This window comes from Vibrio sp. 811 (assembly GCF_033339195.1).
Map to the genome: position 1 here is coordinate 16972 of NZ_JAWOUB010000021.1, position 21076 is coordinate 38047.

The following is a 21076-nucleotide window of genomic DNA, read 5'->3' on the forward strand; positions in this document are numbered from 1 at the left end:
CCCTAGTGTAACGAATGCTAGCCTGACTATCGACCACCAATTTCCGGGTGAGCGATTCGATAACACGGTTCGTAGTCTGAACCGCCAGGTAATTTCATTCGGTGCTGTTCGACAAAGTCTTTTAGCAACTTATCGAGTTTTTTCATGAGGACTGCGTCGCCATGAATGGTGAAAGGCCCTCTACGTTCTATTTCTCGAATGCCTTCAGCCTTTACGTTACCTGCCACTATGCCAGAGAAGGCTTGACGCAAGTTGGCCGCTAAAACTTGCGGTTCTTGATCTAGGCTTAAATCCAATTGTTCCATCGACTCATGAGTAGGCTCGAATGGCAGTTGGAAGTTTGGCTCAATTTTCAATGACCAGTTAAAGCTGTACGCATCGCCTTTCTCTTTTCGGTGAAGGCGTACCGAGTCCATGGAGCGTTTCATAATACGAGCGACTTCTGCCGGGTCGTCAATGATGATCTCGTAGTGCTTTTGCCCTTCCTCACCAAGTGTGTCGCGAATGAACTCATCAATAGAGCGGAAGTACTCTTCACTCTCTTTTGGTCCTGTTAATACGATAGGCATTGGTTGATCGGCGTTATCCGGGTGCATCATGATGCCAAGAATGTACAGTAGCTCTTCCGCTGTGCCCGGGCCTCCTGGGAAAATAACGATACCATGAGCCATACGGACGAAAGCTTCCAAGCGCTTTTCGATGTCGGGCATGATGACCAGTTCATTTACTATTGGGTTTGGTGGCTCGGCAGCAATAATCGAGGGTTCGGTTAAACCAAGATAACGTTGCTGAGTATAACGTTGCTTTGCGTGCCCAATTGCTGCACCTTTCATCGGCCCTTCCATTGCACCAGGGCCGCAACCTGTACAGATGTTAAGTTCACGCAGACCCAGTTCGTTACCCACTTCACGTGTGTACTGATACTCCACTCCATTGATAGAGTGACCACCCCAACATACGACAAGATTCGGTGCGATACCTGGAGTTAATGCTCTGGCATTACGAAGAATGCCGAACACGAGGTTCGTAATGTGAATTGGGTTAGTAAGGTTGAGCCGTTGGGCGTCTGCCAAATGCATGTTTACGTAAACGATATCACGCAATACGGAGAACAGATGTTCTTGGATACCTTTAATTATTTCGCCGTCAACAAAAGCGTGCTCTGGCGGATTAGTCAGCTCAAGCTTAATACCACGCTCACGACGCACGACGTTGACATCAAACGATTGGTATTTATCGAGCAGTTCTTTCGAGTTATCGGTATGGCTACCGGAGTTCAACACCGCTAATGTGCAATTACGGTACAGCTGATAAAGTTCACTCGAGGCTGTGTTCTTTAAGCGCTCTACTTCTAGTTGAGATAGCAAGTCCATGCTACCAGCGGGGCTTATATGGGTAATCATAACGCCTCCTTGTGTTGCATTAATTTGAGGGAAAGTACCAACTTACCTTTTTGGTGTTATACGTATGGTTTGATGAAAGGTAGTTGGCCGATTTGGTTTTATGGTTATCAACTCCCAAGCAACCTCAAGATGATACATTTGCCTTTTATAAATACATCATCTTGAAGTGACTTGGGTTTTTACAGCTTAGCAGACTAAAAGGGAAGAAATTTGATAACTCGTTGAAAATGGGTGGTTATAAAGCGTAGATTGCACCAAATTTGGTTTGTTTGCTCGCTTTTTGTACGAATTCTAGCTCCAGTTAAGCTGGTTTGTTCCACGTTTTTTAGCGTCCGCAAGCATCTTGCCAAGACGATCGAGCACATACTCTGGCGTATCGGACTCTTTGAAAGACGTCGATACAGCAGCTAAGGTAATCATGATATTTTGCTCACGGAACTTAAAGGGTAATTGGCTAATATCACGCTGGATATGCTTAATCAGATCCAGTGTGTATTCTTCAGATTGTTCCGGGACAAGTAGAATAAACTCCTCGCCACCAAAGCGAGCCACTGTTTCCGTTTCTGATACGCGTTTATTAATAGTACGAGCGATGATCTTCAGCGCTTTATCGCCAGCCGTATAACCATAGCTATCATTCACCGCTTTGAAGTTGTCTACATCAAACAGCACAACACGAAGGTTTTGTTGAGAGCGAATCCAACGGCGATACTCTAGCTCTAGTCGATCGTTAAATGCAGTGCGGTTATAAACTTTAGTCAGCGGGTCGAGCAACATACGCTGAGCTTGGTCATCTAAGCGTCGACGATAATCTTGCGTAGTTTCAAATACCGCTTCGAGTTGGTTCTTACTGTAACTTAACCGCTCTTGCAGCGCTTGCTCTCGCTCTTCCGTCATTTTCAGTCGCTCTGTCAGCGACGCCATTTTTTCGAGAAGAGGCGTGATTTCTTTTTTCACAACCGCGATATCTTGAGCTTGATTAAGTGACTTTTGGCTTAATTCAACCAAGCTGTTCATTTCTGTGTTGAGCTCTTGGCGGTGTTCAAAGTAGGTATGATGCTGGTCGACGTTCTGATGAACGGTTTTTAGGTTACTTGCGAGAGAAGTGTTCAGCTGATCAAGGAATTGGCTAGACGCCTCGCGCTCGAACTTTGTTGCTTCGACAACCAGTTTCAGCGTTGAGAGCGTAAGCTCAATGAGAGACTCGGCACTCACGCCAAGGAGCAACTTAGCGCGAATATCCAGCAATCTATCGCCTGATTCTCCCTCGAAATCCAGCTCTGTAATAGTATGTTGAAGGTCGCTGGCCAAGCATTCAAGTTGAGATCTGTCAGGATTGTTTTCAAATTCACTAAGATGTAGACGTGAATTAGACGTGATGATTTTCAGAGCGCGTTCGTAAATACTCAGTAGCTTAGTGGCTTGATCAGCTTTATTGCTGGCGTGAACTTCAGAGAAACTCATCAGGTTCCGTAGTTCACGTTTTAACTGCGCAGGTAAGCCCGTGACACGTTGCAGTGTTTCACCACTGTGCTTGATTTGTTCGTCAAGGTAACCGTTCTGTTTATCCATCGTCTTCGACTGCTGTTTGAGCATCCTCTCTAATACCGCTAAACGCGGGATAAGAGTGCTGATATCTTTTTGATGTTGCAGCTCTTGTTGGATTTCAAATAGGTAGTTGGATACCTGAGTATTCGAACCCTGGCAAGCTGAAGACAATGATGCCACAACGCGTTTAAGAACTTGTTGTTCACGTTTGAATTTGAGTGAAGTATCACGATGAGTCAGTCTGAGTTGGTCAAGTTGACAACTCAGCTGATGCAGCTGCGACTGAATATCGGATTCCAAGATTCCCATGAAGTGACTACGGTTAAGTCCATGTACTACTGACAATTATCTGATAATAACAAAAAACTTTATAGCGTCATTAGTTATTACGTTCAACAGGCGTTTAATTATCCATTTTTTAATATTTTCTTGATGTCGTCCTCATTCTTGTAGGACGAATGGATCTTGATCAGGCCTTGGCTAATAGCATGTTGACAGGCAGTTCTTATGTTACCTGTTGCAAAGCTAGCAGCAGGCGCATTATCGATGGCTTTTAAGAACACCCAGTGGCTTTGCTTATCCTTCAAGCTGACTTCTCGTGCGATGTGAGTCGCAAGCAACAACAGATCGAGTAATTCCTCATCGTTAATTGCAGTGTAGGCTCGGGGTAAGAACGGATAATCGCTGATGCCCATACGAATAATACGATTGACGTTGTGCTGCTGAGCGAACTCATCCACCCAAGTCTGGAATTTTTCGAACATGACTTCGGCAGAAGCATCACGGTCAGCGTTCGGTTCAATGTAGAGTAAGTTGGCATCTGAGAAATGGTAAAGACGCGACGGTTTTTCTATTTTTTCCGCAAGGAAGTCGCCAAATGCACGTTCTAGTTCTAGACCTGCCTTATAGCCGTTATGGACGTACATGCTTCGCAAGAATGGCAAATCGATCATAACAAAGCGTAGGCGATCATTAAGTGGTTCATGGATCAATTCACCCATTTGCCATTGCTCGAAAGTTTCGCTCGACTTTTTCAATGAGCGAGACAGCTTAACGTTCAGCATACGCAAGTTACGTAAACGAGAGCGAGAGTGGGTGAAGAGGTCGTTACGCAGTTTTTCGATTTCACTTGCTTGGCGCTGCATAATGACACCGCGTCGCATAATGAACAAAAACATGACCAATACAGTAATAAACAATGCAAATGAGATTTTCTGGAATTTACGATGCTCTCTTTCCACTTGCTCTAAGCGTTCTGATTGACCGATGTAATGGATGGTTTGTTCGGCAAATTCTTTTTGCTGACGGAACGCATCTTCACTGATTTGGTTAAGCTGCTTTTGTTCTAGACGAACGAGGTTGGTGTATTTTTTATAAGCTTGCAGAGAAAGTTTGTATTCGCCTGCCTGCTCGTAACCCAACCCAAGTAAACGGTATGACTGCTGCTTAATGAAGTTGTTATTTTCAGGTGACTTTTCAGCAAGCGCTAACGCCAGCTTTGCATTAGTAATGACGTCTTTACTGTCATTTTGATGATAAGCCAGACCTGACTGAAGCAGGGCAGCCTTTGCTTCAAGCTTAGGAATATTGGTGTATTCTAAAAGCTCTTTAGAGCGGTCTAAGTACTGCTCTGCTAGCGCGTAGTTATAGAGTTGTAGGTAGGTAGCCGCCAAGCTTAAGCGAATTTTAATGATTCTATTGATGTTCTTACTGGTACTTTCATGGTCAAGCACGTTGAAGTAATGCACTAATGCAAGGTTAAACTTACCCTGATAAAAGTAGATGTCGCCCATTTGCTCTAGGACGTCCGCTAGGATCGGAGAGCTAGGGTAAGAGTCATAAAAATCTGCGGCTTGAGATAAGTATTCGATCGCTTTGTCGTACACTCGTCGCTCCTGGAAGAGCCTAGCCAAAAGGCGATTCACTTTTGCTAATCTTGCACCACTGTTACTTTCAATAGATTGCCAATAACCGTATAGCAGTTCTGACAAAGCCAAATTGTACTTCTTGCTATTGAGGTAAAACTCGCCGACGGCAGTGTAGTAGTCGATCAAGGCTAACTCAGAGCGGCTATCGTCAAGCATGGTCTTTGCTTCAGAGTACAAGTTTTCCGCTTTAATGATATCGCCACTATGTGAAGCGAGGAGTGCTCTTTGCATCACTAGTCGGTAGCGAACGCTGTCGGTGCGTTGTAATACGGCATCGGCTTCATCGAGCTGTTGTTCAATTTGGTTAAGCGTGTCTTCCGCTTTTGAGTAGTTTTCGTCGTACATCCAAATCATTTGGTTGCGCATTAGCTGGAGATCTAAGTCCATGTACGGCAATTGATATTCTTGCGCTAAGCGTTCCGCTTTATTTAGGTGCTCGATAGCCGAACGAACATTACCCATGGCGTAATCTGCCTGAGCGATAATCTTGTGCGCTTCGATGGTGCTGCTTGGTGTGCGAACGCTACGATCTGTTTCGTCGCGAGACATGGCTGAAGGGCTGTCACTTTCTTTGCGTTCTGTTAGTTCACGCTGTGACAAATAGTTGGTTGCCGCTTGTTTTGCTTGTGATGGCTCTATTTCCGCTAATTGTTGTGCTTCGTTGAGTAACGCGGACGATAAAATGGTAGCATGAAGTGGCTGTACAAACAGCAAGCAAAGAAAGCCAATCAACTTGAATAGACGCGAACTGTCCCAAAACATCCTTTCGTTCCCTCGAACTGTTTTTAGATATGGCGATAACGGCGAAAAGCCTCAATTAGCCGTTTAAATGCGGGTTGAAGCCATTTGATATAGTAACATGCCTGAACAATAAAAACGTCCGGCAACCCTTTAGATTGCCGAACTTATTTCTGTTGCCTATGCGCTTACTGACGAGCCATACGGTGGTTGTGAGCTGGCTTATCTTGTTCCGTTGAGCGGTAAGGGTTGATATCCAAGCCTCCACGGCGCGTATAGCGGGCAAATACGGTCAGTTTGCTTGGTTGGCAGTATTTCATTAGATCCGTAAAAATACGCTCTACACACTGTTCGTGGAACTCATTGTGCTCGCGGAAAGACACTAAGTAACGTAACAACTTCTCACGATCTATTTTTGCGCCTTGGTAGCGAATTTCTACACTGCCCCAGTCGGGTTGGTTAGTGATCAAACAGTTTGATTTCAATAGGTGGCTATGTAGCACCTCTTCAACTTGTACTTCACCTGCTGCACCTTCAAGCAAATCGGCATCAAAATCGTAACTGGTGATGTTAATGTCTTGGTCATCAATACATTCACCGTCCATTGTTACGATAGGTTGATTGGTATGGTGGGTCACTGGATTCACCTCAACCAGCACCTTTTCACCTGCGCATTCAGACAGGTCTTGTGTTAAACGCTCAGTCACTTCTTCCCAGCTTGCAAAGCGGGTTTGGTTATAGCTGTTTAAGTACAGTTTGAAAGACTTCGATTCAATCAAGTTTGCGCTGGTGGCTGGAATGTATACTTCGCCAACGGCCACTTGTGGTAAACCTTTACTATTTAACCAAGACAGTTCGTACAGCGTCCAAATGTCGTGCCCCATGAAAGGCAGAGTATCGCCTAACTGGAGGTCATCTCGGTTCAGGCTGCGAGGGACTGGTTGCAGCAAGCTTGGGTCATACTGGTTCGCATACTCGGTCGTTTTACCTAGTGTTAAGCCAGCAAGCTCTTTAGCGTCAGAATATTTGCTCATACTTTGTGGTCGTTTTCGATTAGAATGGCGAGAATTTTACTGAATCCGCTGGTCAATTGCCATCCGGCAAGCACGGCTATCTGATAAATAAGGAATGAGGAGACCTTCATGACCCCAAACGTTACTCAGGCGCTACAAGAGTTCAGCCTGCGCTACCAACAAGCTTGGCAAGCTAAGCACAATGAGTTGCCAAGCAGTGAAGAGCTTGCAGAGCTTGTTTCTCCTTGTGTCGAAGAGAAGCGTGATGGAAAGGTGCTTTGGAAAGCGGTCGCACGTGATGACATGGCCGATTTCACCAATGTGGAAAATGCGATTGAGTTGTCACTGCAAGATGATGTTAAAGCCTTTTATGGTTCTCAATACTGCGCCGATATGGAGGCAACTTGGCAAGGTAATTCGTTGACGCTGCTGCAAGTCTGGAGCGATGACGATTTCGTGCGTCTACAAGAAAATATTCTTGGTCATTTGGTGACGCAGCGCCGCTTGAAACTTAAACCAACAGTATTTATCGCAGCGACAGATGAGGAAATGGATGTGATTTCTATTTGTAACCTCACTGGCAATGTGATTCTAGAGCGTTTGGGCACCTCTAAACGTGATGTATTGGCAGATTCATTGGTTGAGTTCTTGAATAAGTTAGAGGCTGCCGTCTAAGTATGTATGTTGTTGAGTTGCAGTTTGAGTGTTTTGATAACACCACCGTCAGCGCGGTAGACAAAGCCATTAATGGCTTGATGGATGCTCTGCGTTACAACGGCCAAGTATTAGGTCGTGAATTTCCGATAGTGATGGGAGAAGGTGAATTTTTCGTTCGTGTTGTTTGCCCAGAACAAGACAGCTTGCATCCACGTTATCACTCAGATTTCGTCAAAGTTTGCATGAACCGTTTGTCGGATGCGTCTTTGCTTGCACCGAAAATGCGTATGCTGGGGCGTGATTTGAATTCAGAACAAGCAGCCGAAGAAGAGACACCTAGCTGGCAAGTGTTGTACACGACTTATGTTCATACGTGTTCGCCTTTGCGAAGTGGTGAAACCCTGTTGCCAATTCCTTTGTATCGTAATGAGCCAACACTTAATGGAGACCATAAAGCCGTCATTAAGTGGCAGACTGAGTGGCAAGCGTGTGATGAAATCCAAATGGCAGGGGGCTGCCGAGCGGAACATGCGGCGCTGCACGAAATTTGCGATGTGGATAGTGTGCTGTTTCGCCGAGGTTGGGACTTACGTGGCCGTATCGAATACATCACGAAGATCCCTACGTACTATTACCAGTATCGTGTCGGTGGTCAGTCGCTGGAGAGCGAGAAAGCGCGCAAGTGTCCAAAATGCGATGGCGAGTGGCTACTCGATGAGCCACTACATGACATATTTCATTTTAAGTGTGATGACTGCCGAATCGTGTCGAATATCTCTTGGGACCATCTTAAGTAGCGAATTGAAGCTACTTAAATGGGTAGATAGACAAATAGAAAGGGCTGATGTTTTCACATCAGCCCTTTTGTGTTTAGAACGTTTATGTTTAGAACGTTGTTTTCAGTCATGTTTTGAAAAGTGGGATTACCAACCTTTCACAACACCGCCTTTGAACAGCTCTTTTGCCGCTTCGTAAACTTCTTCCGTTTGGTAAGCTTTTACGAAGTTTTGTACGTTTTGCGCATTAACATTTTCTTCGCGAGCGACAATTAGGTTTACGTATGGTGAGTCTTTATCTTCAACGAACACGCCGTCACGCTCTGGCGATAGGTCGATAGAGCTTGCGTAAGTGGTGTTGATGATAGATAGCGTTACGTCATCCAGTGAACGTGGAAGCTGTGGGGCTTCTAGTTCAATGATTTCGATATTTTTAGGGTTGCCTACGATGTCACGTACTGTAGCGAGTAGACCAACGCCATCACGTAGCGTAATCAAACCTTGTTGCTCAAGAAGCAGTAGTGAGCGACCTAGGTTAGTTGGGTCGTTTGGTACTGCGATGCGTGCGCCATCTTGAATTTCATCAATTGATTTTACTTGCTTTGAGTAACCAGCAATAGGGTAAACGAATGAGTTACCCGCGATAGCCAGTTTGTAGCCGCGGTCTTTCACTTGTTGGTCTAGGTATGGTTTGTGCTGGAACGCATTCGCGTCTACTGAACCATCATCCAGAGCGGCGTTTGGTGTTACGTAATCGGTAAATGTTACTAGCTCAACGTCTAGGTTGTATTTCTCTTTTGCTACTTTAGCGGCAACTTCGGCTACTTGTGCTTCAGCACCAGCAATAACGCCAACTTTTACTTTGTTTACGTCTACTTCTTTGTCGCCGCAACCCGCTAGAACAAGAGCAGAGGCGGCCGTTGCTACGGTCAAAAGACCTTTAAGGCTAAATTTCATCTTTATCTCCTTATAATTTGTATTTTTGATGCTTATCTGTGGTCTACACGGCGCACCACTGCGTCGCCGATAGACTGAATAATCTGTACTAGAACAATCAACATCACGACAGTCACGGCCATGATAGTTACATCGTAGCGGTGGAAACCGTAACGAATGGCTACGTCGCCTAGGCCGCCGCCGCCTACCGTACCCGCCATAGCTGAGTAGCTAACGAGAGTGACCAAGGTAATCGTTACTGAGTTAACAATAGTCGGCATTGCTTCAGGTAGTAGAACTTTTGTGATGATCTGTGTTGGTGTCGCCCCCATTGACTGCGCTGCTTCCACCAAGCCTGTCGGTACTTCTAATAAAGCACCTTCAATAAGACGAGCGACAAAAGGAATGGCGCCAATAGTCAGTGGGACGATTGCTGCGGTTGTGCCGATAAAGGTTCCAACTAGCATTTTTGTCACTGGAATAATCGCAACCATCAGTACGAGGAATGGCACTGAGCGACCAATGTTAACGATAGCGCCTAAGCCGCTATTTAGTTTGGTGTTTTCAAGTAGGCCGCCTTTCTTAGTAATATGGAGGATTACGCCTAATGGAATACCCACAGCAAAGCCGACTAATCCGGCAACCGCAACCATGTAAAGCGTTTCCCACGTTGCACCTAAAAGTAGTTTGCTGTTTAAACTCAGCCATTCAGAAATCGTATTAAAGGACATAACCAAGTACCTCTACTTTTACGTTGTGCTTACGCAGGTATTCAAGAGCTGCGTTGTCATCTTCTTCGTTACCAAATAGCTCTGCGACCATCATGCCGAATTTCACGCCACCAGCGTAATCAAGGTCGGAACTCAAAATACTCACATCAATATTGTATTTACGAGAAATTTGCGACATTAACGGTGCATCGACGGTTGCGCCAGTAAACTCTAAGCGAACCAACGGGTAGCTGCCATCAACACGCTCTGCTTGCAGACGAGCTTGGTAATCTTCAGGAATGGAAAGATCCAGCGTTGAGCGAATGAATTGGTGCGCTAGCTCTGTCTTAGGGTGCGCAAAAATATCGCCAACGGTGCCTTTTTCCACCAGCTCACCACCACCGATGATTGCTACTTCGTGACAGATACTTTTTACGACTTCCATTTCGTGAGTGATAAGTAAAATCGTGATGTTGAGTTTGCGGTTGATCTCTTTCAATAACTCAAGGATAGATTGAGTCGTTGCCGGGTCTAGCGCACTAGTGGCCTCATCACAAAGCAGCACGCTAGGATCGGATGCCAATGCACGAGCAATTGCCACACGCTGTTTTTGTCCGCCACTTAAGTTAGATGGGTAGCTCTCGTGTTTGTCGGCTAAGCCTACAAGCTTTAGCAACTCAGTTACTTTTGCTGTGATTTGCGATTTGTCTTTACCTGCCAGTTCTAGTGGCAGTGCTACATTATCAAACACAGTACGAGACGAAAGCAGGTTAAAATGCTGGAAGATCATGCCAATGTTACGGCGTGTTTCGACTAGTTGTTTTTTGCTGAGTTTGGTTAGATCCACACCATCAACGATGATGGAACCAGAGGTCGGCGCTTCTAACATGTTGACACAGCGGATCAGCGTACTTTTACCAGCACCTGATGAACCGATAACACCAAAGATAGTGCCTTTGTCGATGTGTAGGTTAATGTCTTTCAGGGCAAGGATTTCCTTACTGCCTTGGTAGAACACTTTATTGACGTTTTTTATTTCTATCATGTTTCAACCTGCCCAAAGATACGGGGAACTTCGCTGTCAAAAACGGCCTTTGACAGAACTTAATGTTGAGCTTTATCTCAATTTTCAGTTGATGCTATGGGTTAAGCAGAATGAAGTCAATAGATATTTTTACGTCTAGACGTCTAAATGTATGGATGTTCTGTTTTGAAACGAAGATGTATAGATAACAAGCAGGAGGTAGACGGCGGGGCACCCTCAGATTTACCGATTCTTGCCCAACAAATCAACCGTTTTGTCGAGGCCTAGAATGAATTAGATAGTGTTGAAGTTTATAAGGTATGTAATAATCTGATTAAACCGAGTTAATAGAGAAATACGTTTTGGCAAAACCTGCTGTTTTTATCGATCGTGATGGCGTGATAAACGTTGACCACGGCTACGTTCATGACGAACATGATTTTGAGTACATTGATGGTGTATTTGAAGCGACGAAAGCGCTAAAAGATAAAGGCTACCTTCTAGTGTTAGTGACGAATCAATCGGGCATCGCACGCGGTAAATTCAGTGAAGACCGTTTCTTGTCTCTGACTCAATGGATGGATTGGAACTTTGCTGATAATGGTGTTGAGTTCGATGGTATCTATTACTGTCCACATCATCCAGAACATGGCATTGGCGAGTACAAGCAAGATTGTGAGTGCCGTAAGCCAAAACCAGGCATGTTCATTTCTGCGCGTGACTTCTTGAAGATCGACATGGAGAAATCTGTGATGATCGGCGATAAAGCTGAAGACATGATGGCAGCAGAAGCGGCAGGCGTTGGCACTAAGATTTTGGTTCGCACTGGTAAGCCAGTAACGGAACAGGGCGAAGCCATTGCAACGGTAGTATTAGATAGCATTGCAGATGTGCCAGCGTACTTAAACAAGTAATCTTCATTACTGACTGAGATAAGGGAAGCCACTGCTTCCCTTTTGTTTGATTCCTTCTTTTAATCTGAACACTTATGAGCAAAAAACTCACCATTCTTGATATCGCAAAATTGGCAGGCGTGGGCAAATCGACAGTAAGCCGTGTGCTTACTAACGATCCAAAAGTGAAACCCCAAACGCGAGAGAAGGTTGAGCAAATCATTCGTGAATCTGGTTATGTGCCGTCCAAATCTGCGCAATCAATGCGTGGCGGCAGCCAAAAAGTTATTGGGGTTATCATCTCCCGTTTAGATTCACCATCAGAAAATCGCGCCGTTGGTACAATGCTCAATGCTTTGTATTCCGCTGGTTATGATGCGGTGATCATGGAGAGCCAATTCGATCGCGATAAAACCAATGAGCATTTGGATGTGCTTAAACGTCGCAACGTCGATGGGGTGATCGTGTTTGGCTTTACTGGATGTGATGAGCGAGCATTGGCGGAGTGGGGGAATCGTATCGTCGTGATCGCGATGGACACGCAAATGGTTTCCTCGATCAACTACGATAACCAAGGTGTGATAGACATGGCTTTGTCTCATCTTGAGCAGCAATCTTTATCTCGCATTGCTTATATTGGTGTTGACCCTGAAGACAAAACCACTGGCTTAGCTCGTCTAAATGCTTATAAAGCTTGGTGTCAACGCAAACAAATTACACCTTGTTTCCAGACGGGTAAGTTGAGCCATGAAAGTGCTTATCAGTTGGTAGACAAAGTCCTTCAATCTGACACTCAGGCCATCGTGTGCGCCAGTGACACTATCGCGTTGGGCGTGATTAAGCGTCTTCAAGAGTTAGGCCGTGAAGATGTGGTTGTGACAGGTGTTGGTGGTAATGAATTGCTCTCTTTCCTTTTCCCTAAAGTATTTAGTGTCGACCCAGGTTATACCCTTGCAGGTGAGAAGTCCGCTAACATGCTGATCAATCAATTAAATGGCGATGAGGAAGTGGTTCACTTTACTCAACAGCCTATCGTTTATTGACCCACACTAAAACGATCTGCTCTAAAATTATACTGTGATCACTCTCAATTAATGGGACTGTTCCCATTTTGTTTTTTGCCTTCGGATGGCAATATTAAAATTAAGAAATGGGAATGTTCCCACTTATAAAAACAAAATGATGAATCGAATGTATCCAATACAGGGTGGACAAAGTTATGAGTAAGATTGCGCGTAAAGACGTGGAGCGTCTTATTGAGCTGGTCGGGGGGCCGGACAATATTGCCAGTGTAAGTCACTGTTTAACTCGCTTGCGTTTTGTTCTAAATGATACGGACAAAGCAGATACGAAACAGTTAGAAGCATTACCGATGGTGAAGGGCTGTTTTACCAACGCAGGCCAGTTCCAAGTGGTTATCGGTACTGAAGTGGATGAAGTTTACAAGGTACTGATCGGACTGACGGGTAAAAGTGAAGCCAGCAAAGACGAAGCGAAGAACGCTGCTCGTCAAAACATGAATATCGTTGAGCGTGGTATTTCCCACCTTGCAGAAATCTTTGTACCACTGCTACCTGCGATCATTACCGGTGGTCTGATTCTTGGCTTCCGTAACGTGATTGGCGACATCAAGATGTTTGATGGTCAAACGCTAACGGAAATCAGCCAGTTTTGGGCAACGGTACACTCTTTCCTATGGCTAATTGGTGAAGCAATCTTCTTCTTCCTACCAGTTGGCGTGTGTTGGTCGACAGTGAAAAAACTCGGCGGTACTCCGATTTTGGGTATCACGCTTGGTGTCACGCTGGTTTCGCCACAGTTAATGAACGCCTACCTAATTGGTAAGCAAGTGCCTGAAGTATGGGACTTTGGCTTATTTGCCATCGAGAAAGTGGGCTACCAAGCGCAAGTGATTCCGGCAATGCTCGCTGGTATGGCACTGGCGTTTATTGAAACCAACTTAAAACGCATCATTCCGTCTTACCTTTACCTAGTGGTTGTGCCGTTTGTCTCTATCATTGTGTCTGTGATTCTTGCGCACTCTATCATTGGTCCATTCGGTCGTATGTTGGGTGACGGCGTGGCATTCGCAGCAAAAGCAGCCATGACGGGTGACTTCGCAATGATTGGCTCAACCATCTTCGGCTTCCTATACGCGCCATTGGTCATTACTGGTATTCACCACACCACCAACGCGGTTGACCTTCAATTAATGCAAGAGCTAGGCGGCACGCCAATTTGGCCTCTGATTGCACTTTCAAACATTGCTCAAGCGTCTGCGGTCGTCGGCATCATTATCATCAGTAAAAAACATGGCGAGCGTGATATCTCAGTACCTGCGGCTATCTCTGCTTACCTTGGTGTGACCGAGCCGGCGATGTACGGCATCAACTTGAAATACAAGTTCCCAATGCTGAGCGCGATGATCGGTAGTGCGTGTGCTGCTGCTATTTGTGGTAGTGCGGGCGTAATGGCGAACGGTATCGGTGTGGGCGGTTTGCCGGGCATCTTGTCTATCCAACCGCAGTTCTGGGGCATTTTTGCTTTGGCTATGTTAGTCGCAATGCTGGTACCTGCTGCATTAACGTTAATTCTTTATAAGCGTGCACAAGCCAAAGGTGAGCTTGAGCCTGCAAACGCGTAATTCTATTTGAGGCAGTGACTTGGCTGCCTCCGCCTATTTTTCTTTTCAAATTTTAAGTTTCCGATTACTGGTAAGTGAGTGTTAGAAATGGCTATGACCAAGCATGATGAGAGCTGGTGGAAAACCGCAACCATCTATCAAATTTACCCAAAAAGCTTTTGTGACAGTGGCAGTAAAGGCTCGGGCGACATCAAAGGGATCATTTCTAAGCTGGATTATCTTAAGCATCTTGGTGTGGATGCGATTTGGCTGACGCCGGTTTACCAATCGCCAATGATCGACAACGGTTATGACATCTCCGATTACTACTCGATCAATCCACAGTTCGGCACTATGCAAGATTTCGATACTTTGCTAGCAGAAGCGCATCAGTTGGGCATTCGTATCATCATGGACATTGTAGTGAACCACACGTCGACAGAACACAAGTGGTTCCAATCCGCACTGGGTGATAAAAACAGCCCATACCGTGATTACTACATCTGGAAAGATCCGGTAGATGGTGCTGAACCAAACAACTGGCAATCAAAGTTTGGTGGCAACGCTTGGGCGCTGGATGAAAAAACAGGTCAGTACTATTTGCACCTTTTTGCTATAGAGCAAGCGGACTTAAACTGGGAAAACCCAGTAGTGCGTGAAGAAGTGAAAGAAGTCATCAGCTTCTGGGCAGAGAAGGGAGTCGATGGTTTCCGTCTCGACGTTATCAACCTGATTTCCAAGCAGCAAGATTTTCCAAGTGACGATATTGGTGATGGTCGTCGTTTTTACACTGACGGTCCACGTGTGCACGAATACCTTCAAGAGATTAGCGAATCTGTGTTTCAAAAATACGGCAGCGTGACGGTGGGTGAAATGTCTTCCACTACGCTAGAGCACTGCCAGCAATATTCTTCGCTAGACGGCAAAGAGCTATCCATGGTGTTCAACTTCCATCATCTGAAAGTCGATTATCCAAATGGTGAAAAATGGACCAAAGCGCCGTTTGATTTCATTCAGTTAAAACAGATCTTCAATCATTGGCAAACGGGCTTAAATGGCAAAGGGTGGGGGGCGTTGTTCTGGTGTAACCACGACCAGCCACGCGTTGTCAGCCGATTAGGTAACGAAGAGCAATACCGTGTTGAATCTGCCAAGATGCTTGCGGCATCAGTGCACATGATGCAAGGCACACCTTATGTTTACCAGGGGGAAGAGATCGGCATGACCAACCCGGGTTATACCGAAATCAGCCAATATCGTGATGTTGAAAGTACTAACATGTACGACATCATGGTCAACCGTGATGGTGTATCTCATGACGATATGATGGCGATCTTGGCACAGAAGTCGCGTGATAACTCACGTACACCAATGCAATGGAACAGTGCAAAACACGCGGGCTTTACTGAGGGCACGCCTTGGCTTGAAGTGGCGAAGAATTACACTGAAATCAATGCTGAAGCTGCGGTTGCCGATTTAAACTCGGTGTTCTACTTTTACAAGCGTCTGATTGAACTGCGTAAACAGGTTCCAGTGATCACCGATGGTCGTTACGAGGACCTGCTGCCAGAGCACAAACGTATTTTCGCTTACGCTCGTCAGAACGATAAGCAAACGCTGCTGTGTATCAATAACTACTATGCTGAAGAGGTGGAATGCGTTCTGCCAGAACGTTTTGATATGAGTAAGGCGAAAAACTTGCTATCTAACTATCAAAACTCAGCGAGCGCAGTCGCATCAAACCATCAAGTGTTACGACCTTACGAAACTCGTATTTTATTGATAGAAGAATAAACTCGGGTGTCATCACCCCTAAGATTGATGTTCGAGATGAAGGCTTTGGTGTGCTCCCCAAAGCCTTCTTTTATTGAGATATCTCTAAAAAATGCGAGCTTATTTTGTTTCAATCGCTGTTAGCTGCACTTTCTCTTCGGTGATTTGTACTTGTTGTACTTTCAGCAGTTCAATTTGTTCAATCAGACCTAAGCTCGGATTAAACCAACGTTCTGCCGAAGTGGCGAACTCCATTGAGTCCATATCATCACAGTTTAGGTTGTAGATGTTCTCTTCCATCAGGTATGCCGCTTCAATTTTCTTGCCTGAGATCGAGAACGCTTTACGCACACCAGTCTCTCGGATTTGCTGTTGCCAAACCACTTGGCAAGATGCTGTCATAGGAAGGTTTTGTACCCACTCATGATCTTCAAAACGGTCTAGAAGGTTGTGAACTGCGTAGCCTGTAAGAGTGGTTTGCAGAGACATAGTTTCTTCACCGATGTCAATATTCGGGCTTTTCTCTTTTACGTCGTCACCGTTTAGGCGGAAAATCGGACTGCTGTGCATAAGCATGGCAATAAACTGATGACCAATGAAATAAGCGTCAGTGATTTCATGGAGTGCACCATCTGATCCTACAAAGTAAAGCGTATTGCTCTCTTCGTCGTCGTTGTACTGCTCGTCTGAATAGTAGAACTGTTCGGCGCCGTAGTTCACCAAGTCATTAACCAACTGGACCATTGCCTCGCTGTTTGGGATTTGTGCCAATGCTGCCAATATTTGCTCGCGATCCATCGCTTGGAAGCTCAGTTTCATGTCGCCTTCTGGTTGGCCATCCAAGCTAAATGCGTAGTTTAGCTGTGTGCTTGGCGTGGGAGCGAAGATTGAGTTGTGAATCGAGACGTCGAAACTTTCTTGAGGCACTTTGTTTGGATTCGCACTGCCAGAAGACGAACCTCCGCCACAGCCGTAAAGAGCCAGAGTTGCTGCTGCGATAAGCGTCATTTTGTTTAGCATGGTTTACATTCCTGATTGATAAGGGCGCTTCATGTTGGGCCGTTGCTTGAATGCGAGCATGCTAAGTTCAGTGAGAGAAAAAGGGCAAAAAACAAAAGATAACAGGGGTTAATGAAAGCTTAATTTTATATTTAGGTCTTTGTTTTATTTGGGGTTATTTCGTTGGCTACGTTAGTGCAATACTCGTTAATGAGCGCTTTCCATCGGCTTATGATTTCTTGATCGGTCACACTAACATGCAACGTTTTCCACGGTTGGAGGCAAGTCTCTTTTGATTCAGATTGAGAAAGACGCTCAAACAAGGTTTCGGAAGGTAAAACGCGCAGCAGCGCCACCAGTGATTCCATGTAGTTGAGACGGAACTGTTCAAGTTTGTTCTGCTTATAAGCAATGTGAGACACAAAGGTATAAATCAGTGCGTTTTGGATACGTGAGTCGCCATCTGGTGTCGTTAACAGAGCTTTTGCCCTGTCTAAGTTACCTAATTTGAAATGCAATAGACCTAACCAGAGGCTCAGCTCATCTGGCAAAACATCAAACGACGATTGTACTTGAGTTAAATACGCTTCCAGCTTTTGATGTTCGTGCTCGTATAAGGCTAGATGTCTTGCCGTTGTGATAGCCGCAAACTCATCAGATTGTCGGAGAGGTTGGCTAGAAAAGGCATTCTCGAATAACATTTTTTTGTGAATATCCGAAAGCTGCCACGTACTTGCCGAAGGTGCAGGCAGATTGAAGTATTGCGCGACATCCGAATGCATTTGGAAAATATCCGATTGTAAGTCAGATAAACGCAGTGTGTACTCATTGCGAAACGCCAACTTGCCCGTCGCAGGATAAATAAGGTTCATCTGCGCTTTCAAGATGCCCTGTTTTGTGCCGTCTTTTAACTCGATATTGAGCTCGTAGTCGCTGGTCTGCATGTTTCGTGCGCCAGGGAAATATGGCGTATGACCGATAGGATCAAGAAAGTAACTGGGAGCATCTTGGTTGGCGATGTCGGTGTATGGATATTCGACCTGTTGTTGCAGCAAGATGGCTTTGACCAGTATGCGGTATTTTCGCGCCTGAGAGCCGATTGAATCGACACGGTTGAGTAGTAGCTCGACTTTGGGAATCAGTAGTTGATGACGCGTTTGTTGTGTTGAGATTTCTTGGCGTTGCCATAACAAGCTTGCGAGCGTCATGCTACATACCGCAAGTATGGCACATAAGCTGTAAGCGAAAATCAGCTTGAAGTTCTTATTCCTCGCAACCTGGGTTGAGATAACGCGCCGATGGTTTTTCGCTGGTGGCACTAAACGAATATTGGCAGGGTTAAGAAAGTAGCCTTTTCGGGGGTAAGTGACTAAAAGCTTAGTGGCATCGTATTCGGGTAAGTACTGCTGTAGCAGGGCACGTAAGGTGCTAATGCGGTTCGTGAGCACATTCTTAGAGATGAACTTGCTCTGCCAAATGGTTTCGATAATGGTATCAGCAGAGAGCGGATGTCCCACGCTTGTTAGCAGCAGCTCTAATAACTCAATGCTACGAGGTTCGAGATCAATCGCGATAGCATCTTGATGAAGGGTCTGTGTCTTCGGGTTATAGATCAGCTCTCCAATCGCAATACAACTGTGAGTCTGTTTAGCTTGTTGCAGAAAGTCGCGCATACCGTACCGATCTATTTGGAAATCGCGAAGTATTATATAGCGATTGGAGCGCGAAATCTTATAAATCGCGCTTCAATCATTATCAAAAATTTATGAACCGTAGGTCACGGAATAGCGGTGCGGTTTGTGGTTCATCGCTAACACGAGATTGAGTGCAAACGCCCCCAAAATTGAAAGGCCAATCACTTCTGGTGTGACAAAGAAGAATGAAGCAAACAGGATACATGCATCGATTGCCATTTGGCTTTTGCCAACTGAAATGCCAAATTTGTCTTGGATAAACAAACACAGCACGTTAAAGCCACCCAAGCTGGAGCGATGTCGGAATAGGATCAGCATACCGAGCCCCATTAAAAGCCCGCCTGCGACGGCGCAATAAACTTCATTTACCGATTCGAGCGAGATTAGCAAATAAAGATGATCGGCAAAGATAGAAACCAACGCGCCAGAAATGGCACTATTAATGGCGAAATGACGGCCGAAGCGTTTCCATGCTAGTAAGTAAAAAGGACTGTTTGCTAAAAAGTACAGCACACCAAAGGTAAAAGGTGTAAATTGGCTAATAAGCAGAGCCAATCCAGTCGTGCCTCCCGTTAGAAGGTTCGCGGATTGGAGAAAGAAAACGCCTTGAGCTACTAAAAAGGTACCCGTGAGAATCGCTATCCAGTCTTCTTTTAATGAGTGTTTTTCCATCAATATTGCAGTCATTAGTGATAAATAAGGCGTGCATAGTAGTAAAAAGATGATCTTTTCGGTAGCTAGAGGGTAAAATTTACGGTAAACCTATGTAATTGCTGTTTTACAGGGTGTAAAGCACAAATTTGACAGGCAATAGATTGTCGTTATGCGATTGCAATGCTGGCATGATAAACATTGCTTGTCATCATGAAAAAACTGCATGAGAAAAATTGTAAATTTCTCTTTATGACCTAAATCAAATTATGTAGAATGCGCGCCATTAGGGTGACGAAAACGTTTGCGTCGGGTCATTCAACAGTTTTTTTGCAACTTTCAGTACTAATCTGAGTCAGGAGATACAGATGCTTAAGCGTGATATGAACATCGCAGATTACGATGCGGAACTGTTCGCAGCTATCCAGGAAGAAACTCTTCGCCAGGAAGAACACATTGAACTTATCGCTTCTGAAAACTACACAAGCCCACGTGTAATGGAAGCGCAAGGTTCTCAGCTAACGAACAAATACGCTGAAGGCTACCCAGGTAAGCGTTACTACGGCGGTTGTGAGTACGTAGATAAAGCTGAAGCACTAGCAATTGAGCGTGCATGCCAACTATTTGGTTGTGAGTACGCTAACGTACAGCCTCACTCAGGTTCTCAAGCAAACAGCGCAGTTTACATGGCGCTTCTTAACCCTGGCGATACAGTTTTAGGCATGAGCCTAGCACACGGTGGTCACCTAACTCACGGTTCACCAGTAAACTTCTCGGGTAAGCACTACAACGTTATCCCTTACGGTATCGATGAAGCTGGTCAAATCAACTACGACGAGATGGAACAGCTAGCACTTGAACACAAACCTAAGATGATCATCGGTGGTTTCTCTGCTTACTCGCAAATCGTTGATTGGAAACGCATGCGTGAAATCGCTGACAAAGCAGGTGCTTACTTATTTGTTGATATGGCGCACGTAGCTGGTCTTATCGCTGCCGGTGAATACCCAACACCAGTACCGCATGCTCACGTGGTAACAACAACGACGCACAAAACACTAGCAGGTCCTCGCGGTGGTCTTATCTTGTCAAATGCTGGCGAAGATATGTACAAGAAACTGAACTCAGCAGTGTTCCCTGGTGGTCAAGGTGGCCCTCTAATGCACGTTATCGCTGGTAAAGCAGTAGCGTTCAAAGAAGCGATGGAGCCAGAGTTCAAAGCTTATCAAGCTCGCGTAGTGAAAAACGCAAAAGCAATGGTTGGTCAGTTCCAAGAGCGTGGCTACAAAATCGTATCTAATGGTACAGAAAACCACTTGTTCCTTGTTGACCTAATCGACAAAGATATCACTGGTAAAGACGCAGACGCGGCACTAGGTGCAGCAAACATCACTGTAAACAAGAACTCAGTACCAAATGACCCACGCAGCCCATTCGTAACGTCTGGTATCCGTGTAGGTACGCCAGCGATCACTCGCCGTGGCTTCACTGAAGAAGATGCAAAAGAGCTAGCAAACTGGATGTGTGACGTTCTAGATAACATCGGCAACGAAGAAGTTATCGAAGCGACAAAACAGAAAGTGCTAGAAATTTGTAAGCGTCTACCAGTTTACGCCTAACTGCTTTTCATAGAGTGAGTCGATTTCGGTGTCGAACATACTCATTTGCTCGCGCAAACTCCGTGTGTTCTTCTAGAACTCGACTCATCTA

The 21076-nt window shown here is 45.3% G+C and carries 17 protein-coding genes; 7 read left to right on the plus strand and 10 right to left on the minus strand.

All coding sequences use genetic code 11. The features are described 5' to 3' along the window. Positions 1-26: 26 nt before the first annotated feature. The 4 genes from ppnN to queF all read right to left on the minus strand — a co-directional run bounded on the left by ppnN (position 27) and on the right by queF (position 6651). Positions 27-1403 carry a nucleotide 5'-monophosphate nucleosidase PpnN gene (gene ppnN / locus R7Q46_RS21190; RefSeq protein WP_005383611.1) on the minus strand — a complete coding sequence of 459 codons (1377 nt, stop codon included), beginning with the start codon at positions 1401-1403 and terminating at the stop codon, positions 27-29. A gap of 291 nt (positions 1404-1694) precedes the next feature. After that, complete coding sequence (locus R7Q46_RS21195) at positions 1695-3260, minus strand: sensor domain-containing diguanylate cyclase (protein ID WP_005381978.1); 1566 nt, start codon at positions 3258-3260, stop codon at positions 1695-1697. 98 nt (positions 3261-3358) lie between these two features. Beyond that, a complete protein-coding gene (locus R7Q46_RS21200; RefSeq protein WP_017635678.1) occupies positions 3359-5641 on the minus strand; it encodes a tetratricopeptide repeat protein in 2283 nt (760 codons plus the stop codon). Between the two features lie 164 nt (positions 5642-5805). Then, complete coding sequence (gene queF, locus R7Q46_RS21205; protein WP_213872132.1) at positions 5806-6651, minus strand: NADPH-dependent 7-cyano-7-deazaguanine reductase QueF; 846 nt, start codon at positions 6649-6651, stop codon at positions 5806-5808. A 108-nt stretch (positions 6652-6759) separates the two neighbouring features. On the opposite strand from queF, the gene syd reads away from it, so the two are divergent. Together syd and R7Q46_RS21215 are read left to right on the plus strand one after the other, a co-directional pair. After that, the gene (gene syd / locus R7Q46_RS21210; protein ID WP_213872131.1) at positions 6760-7305 is read left to right on the plus strand and encodes a SecY-interacting protein; all 546 of its coding nucleotides are present in this window, start codon (positions 6760-6762) and stop codon (positions 7303-7305) included. A gap of 2 nt (positions 7306-7307) precedes the next feature. Further along, positions 7308-8084, plus strand: coding sequence for a Zn-ribbon-containing protein (locus tag R7Q46_RS21215; RefSeq protein ID WP_005383605.1), 777 nt, complete (start codon positions 7308-7310; stop codon positions 8082-8084). A 126-nt stretch (positions 8085-8210) separates the two neighbouring features. On the opposite strand, the gene R7Q46_RS21220 is transcribed toward R7Q46_RS21215, so the two are convergent. From R7Q46_RS21220 to metN, 3 genes are read right to left on the minus strand one after another with little or no spacing between them, the layout of a single operon-like run. After that, positions 8211-9020 carry a MetQ/NlpA family lipoprotein gene (locus tag R7Q46_RS21220; protein ID WP_005391357.1) on the minus strand — a complete coding sequence of 270 codons (810 nt, stop codon included), beginning with the start codon at positions 9018-9020 and terminating at the stop codon, positions 8211-8213. A gap of 32 nt (positions 9021-9052) precedes the next feature. Next, positions 9053-9730, minus strand: coding sequence for a methionine ABC transporter permease (locus R7Q46_RS21225; RefSeq protein ID WP_005383604.1), 678 nt, complete (start codon positions 9728-9730; stop codon positions 9053-9055). Then, the gene (gene metN / locus R7Q46_RS21230) at positions 9720-10754 is read right to left on the minus strand and encodes a methionine ABC transporter ATP-binding protein MetN (RefSeq protein WP_053306522.1); all 1035 of its coding nucleotides are present in this window, start codon (positions 10752-10754) and stop codon (positions 9720-9722) included. Before metN ends, R7Q46_RS21225 begins: the two co-directional genes overlap by 11 nt. A 341-nt stretch (positions 10755-11095) precedes the next feature. On the opposite strand from metN, the gene gmhB reads away from it, so the two are divergent. The 4 genes from gmhB (at position 11096) to treC (ending at position 16043) form a co-directional block, all read left to right on the plus strand. After that, complete coding sequence (gene gmhB / locus R7Q46_RS21235; protein WP_005381961.1) at positions 11096-11647, plus strand: D-glycero-beta-D-manno-heptose 1,7-bisphosphate 7-phosphatase; 552 nt, start codon at positions 11096-11098, stop codon at positions 11645-11647. 74 nt (positions 11648-11721) lie between these two features. Beyond that, complete coding sequence (treR, locus tag R7Q46_RS21240) at positions 11722-12669, plus strand: trehalose operon repressor TreR (RefSeq protein ID WP_033905853.1); 948 nt, start codon at positions 11722-11724, stop codon at positions 12667-12669. 176 nt (positions 12670-12845) lie between these two features. Then, positions 12846-14270: a PTS trehalose transporter subunit IIBC gene (gene treB, locus R7Q46_RS21245; RefSeq protein ID WP_005381959.1), complete on the plus strand. Its 1425-nt coding sequence runs from the start codon at positions 12846-12848 to the stop codon at positions 14268-14270. Positions 14271-14357: 87 nt separating this feature from the next. Beyond that, positions 14358-16043: an alpha,alpha-phosphotrehalase gene (gene treC / locus R7Q46_RS21250; protein ID WP_054575504.1), complete on the plus strand. Its 1686-nt coding sequence runs from the start codon at positions 14358-14360 to the stop codon at positions 16041-16043. A gap of 99 nt (positions 16044-16142) precedes the next feature. Here the strand turns inward: treC and R7Q46_RS21255 are convergent, their stop codons facing one another. The 3 genes from R7Q46_RS21255 to R7Q46_RS21265 all read right to left on the minus strand — a co-directional run bounded on the left by R7Q46_RS21255 (position 16143) and on the right by R7Q46_RS21265 (position 19387). After that, the gene (locus tag R7Q46_RS21255) at positions 16143-17042 is read right to left on the minus strand and encodes a hypothetical protein (RefSeq protein ID WP_213872130.1); all 900 of its coding nucleotides are present in this window, start codon (positions 17040-17042) and stop codon (positions 16143-16145) included. Positions 17043-17173: 131 nt separating this feature from the next. After that, on the minus strand, positions 17174-18694 hold the full coding sequence (locus R7Q46_RS21260; protein ID WP_213872129.1) for a transcriptional regulator: 1521 nt from the start codon (positions 18692-18694) through the stop codon (positions 17174-17176). Positions 18695-18784: 90 nt separating this feature from the next. After that, positions 18785-19387, minus strand: coding sequence for a YitT family protein (locus R7Q46_RS21265; protein WP_017635671.1), 603 nt, complete (start codon positions 19385-19387; stop codon positions 18785-18787). A gap of 347 nt (positions 19388-19734) precedes the next feature. Between R7Q46_RS21265 and glyA the strand changes: the two genes are divergently transcribed. Further along, the gene (glyA, locus tag R7Q46_RS21270) at positions 19735-20985 is read left to right on the plus strand and encodes a serine hydroxymethyltransferase (protein ID WP_005381985.1); all 1251 of its coding nucleotides are present in this window, start codon (positions 19735-19737) and stop codon (positions 20983-20985) included. Positions 20986-21076 lie beyond the last annotated feature (91 nt).

What these genes read in the sequence shown, in the direction of transcription:
- ppnN (WP_005383611.1), bottom strand. Translation starts at nt 1,403, where the DNA reads ATGATTACCCATATAAGCCCCGCTGGTAGCATGGACTTGCTATCTCAA.
- R7Q46_RS21195 (WP_005381978.1), bottom strand. Translation starts at nt 3,260, where the DNA reads ATGGGAATCTTGGAATCCGATATTCAGTCGCAGCTGCATCAGCTGAGT.
- R7Q46_RS21200 (WP_017635678.1), bottom strand. Translation starts at nt 5,641, where the DNA reads ATGTTTTGGGACAGTTCGCGTCTATTCAAGTTGATTGGCTTTCTTTGC.
- queF (WP_213872132.1), bottom strand. Translation starts at nt 6,651, where the DNA reads ATGAGCAAATATTCTGACGCTAAAGAGCTTGCTGGCTTAACACTAGGT.
- syd (WP_213872131.1), top strand. Translation starts at nt 6,760, where the DNA reads ATGACCCCAAACGTTACTCAGGCGCTACAAGAGTTCAGCCTGCGCTAC.
- R7Q46_RS21215 (WP_005383605.1), top strand. Translation starts at nt 7,308, where the DNA reads ATGTATGTTGTTGAGTTGCAGTTTGAGTGTTTTGATAACACCACCGTC.
- R7Q46_RS21220 (WP_005391357.1), bottom strand. Translation starts at nt 9,020, where the DNA reads ATGAAATTTAGCCTTAAAGGTCTTTTGACCGTAGCAACGGCCGCCTCT.
- R7Q46_RS21225 (WP_005383604.1), bottom strand. Translation starts at nt 9,730, where the DNA reads ATGTCCTTTAATACGATTTCTGAATGGCTGAGTTTAAACAGCAAACTA.
- metN (WP_053306522.1), bottom strand. Translation starts at nt 10,754, where the DNA reads ATGATAGAAATAAAAAACGTCAATAAAGTGTTCTACCAAGGCAGTAAG.
- treR (WP_033905853.1), top strand. Translation starts at nt 11,722, where the DNA reads ATGAGCAAAAAACTCACCATTCTTGATATCGCAAAATTGGCAGGCGTG.
- treB (WP_005381959.1), top strand. Translation starts at nt 12,846, where the DNA reads ATGAGTAAGATTGCGCGTAAAGACGTGGAGCGTCTTATTGAGCTGGTC.
- treC (WP_054575504.1), top strand. Translation starts at nt 14,358, where the DNA reads ATGGCTATGACCAAGCATGATGAGAGCTGGTGGAAAACCGCAACCATC.
- R7Q46_RS21255 (WP_213872130.1), bottom strand. Translation starts at nt 17,042, where the DNA reads ATGCTAAACAAAATGACGCTTATCGCAGCAGCAACTCTGGCTCTTTAC.
- R7Q46_RS21260 (WP_213872129.1), bottom strand. Translation starts at nt 18,694, where the DNA reads ATGCGCGACTTTCTGCAACAAGCTAAACAGACTCACAGTTGTATTGCG.
- R7Q46_RS21265 (WP_017635671.1), bottom strand. Translation starts at nt 19,387, where the DNA reads ATGGAAAAACACTCATTAAAAGAAGACTGGATAGCGATTCTCACGGGT.
- glyA (WP_005381985.1), top strand. Translation starts at nt 19,735, where the DNA reads ATGCTTAAGCGTGATATGAACATCGCAGATTACGATGCGGAACTGTTC.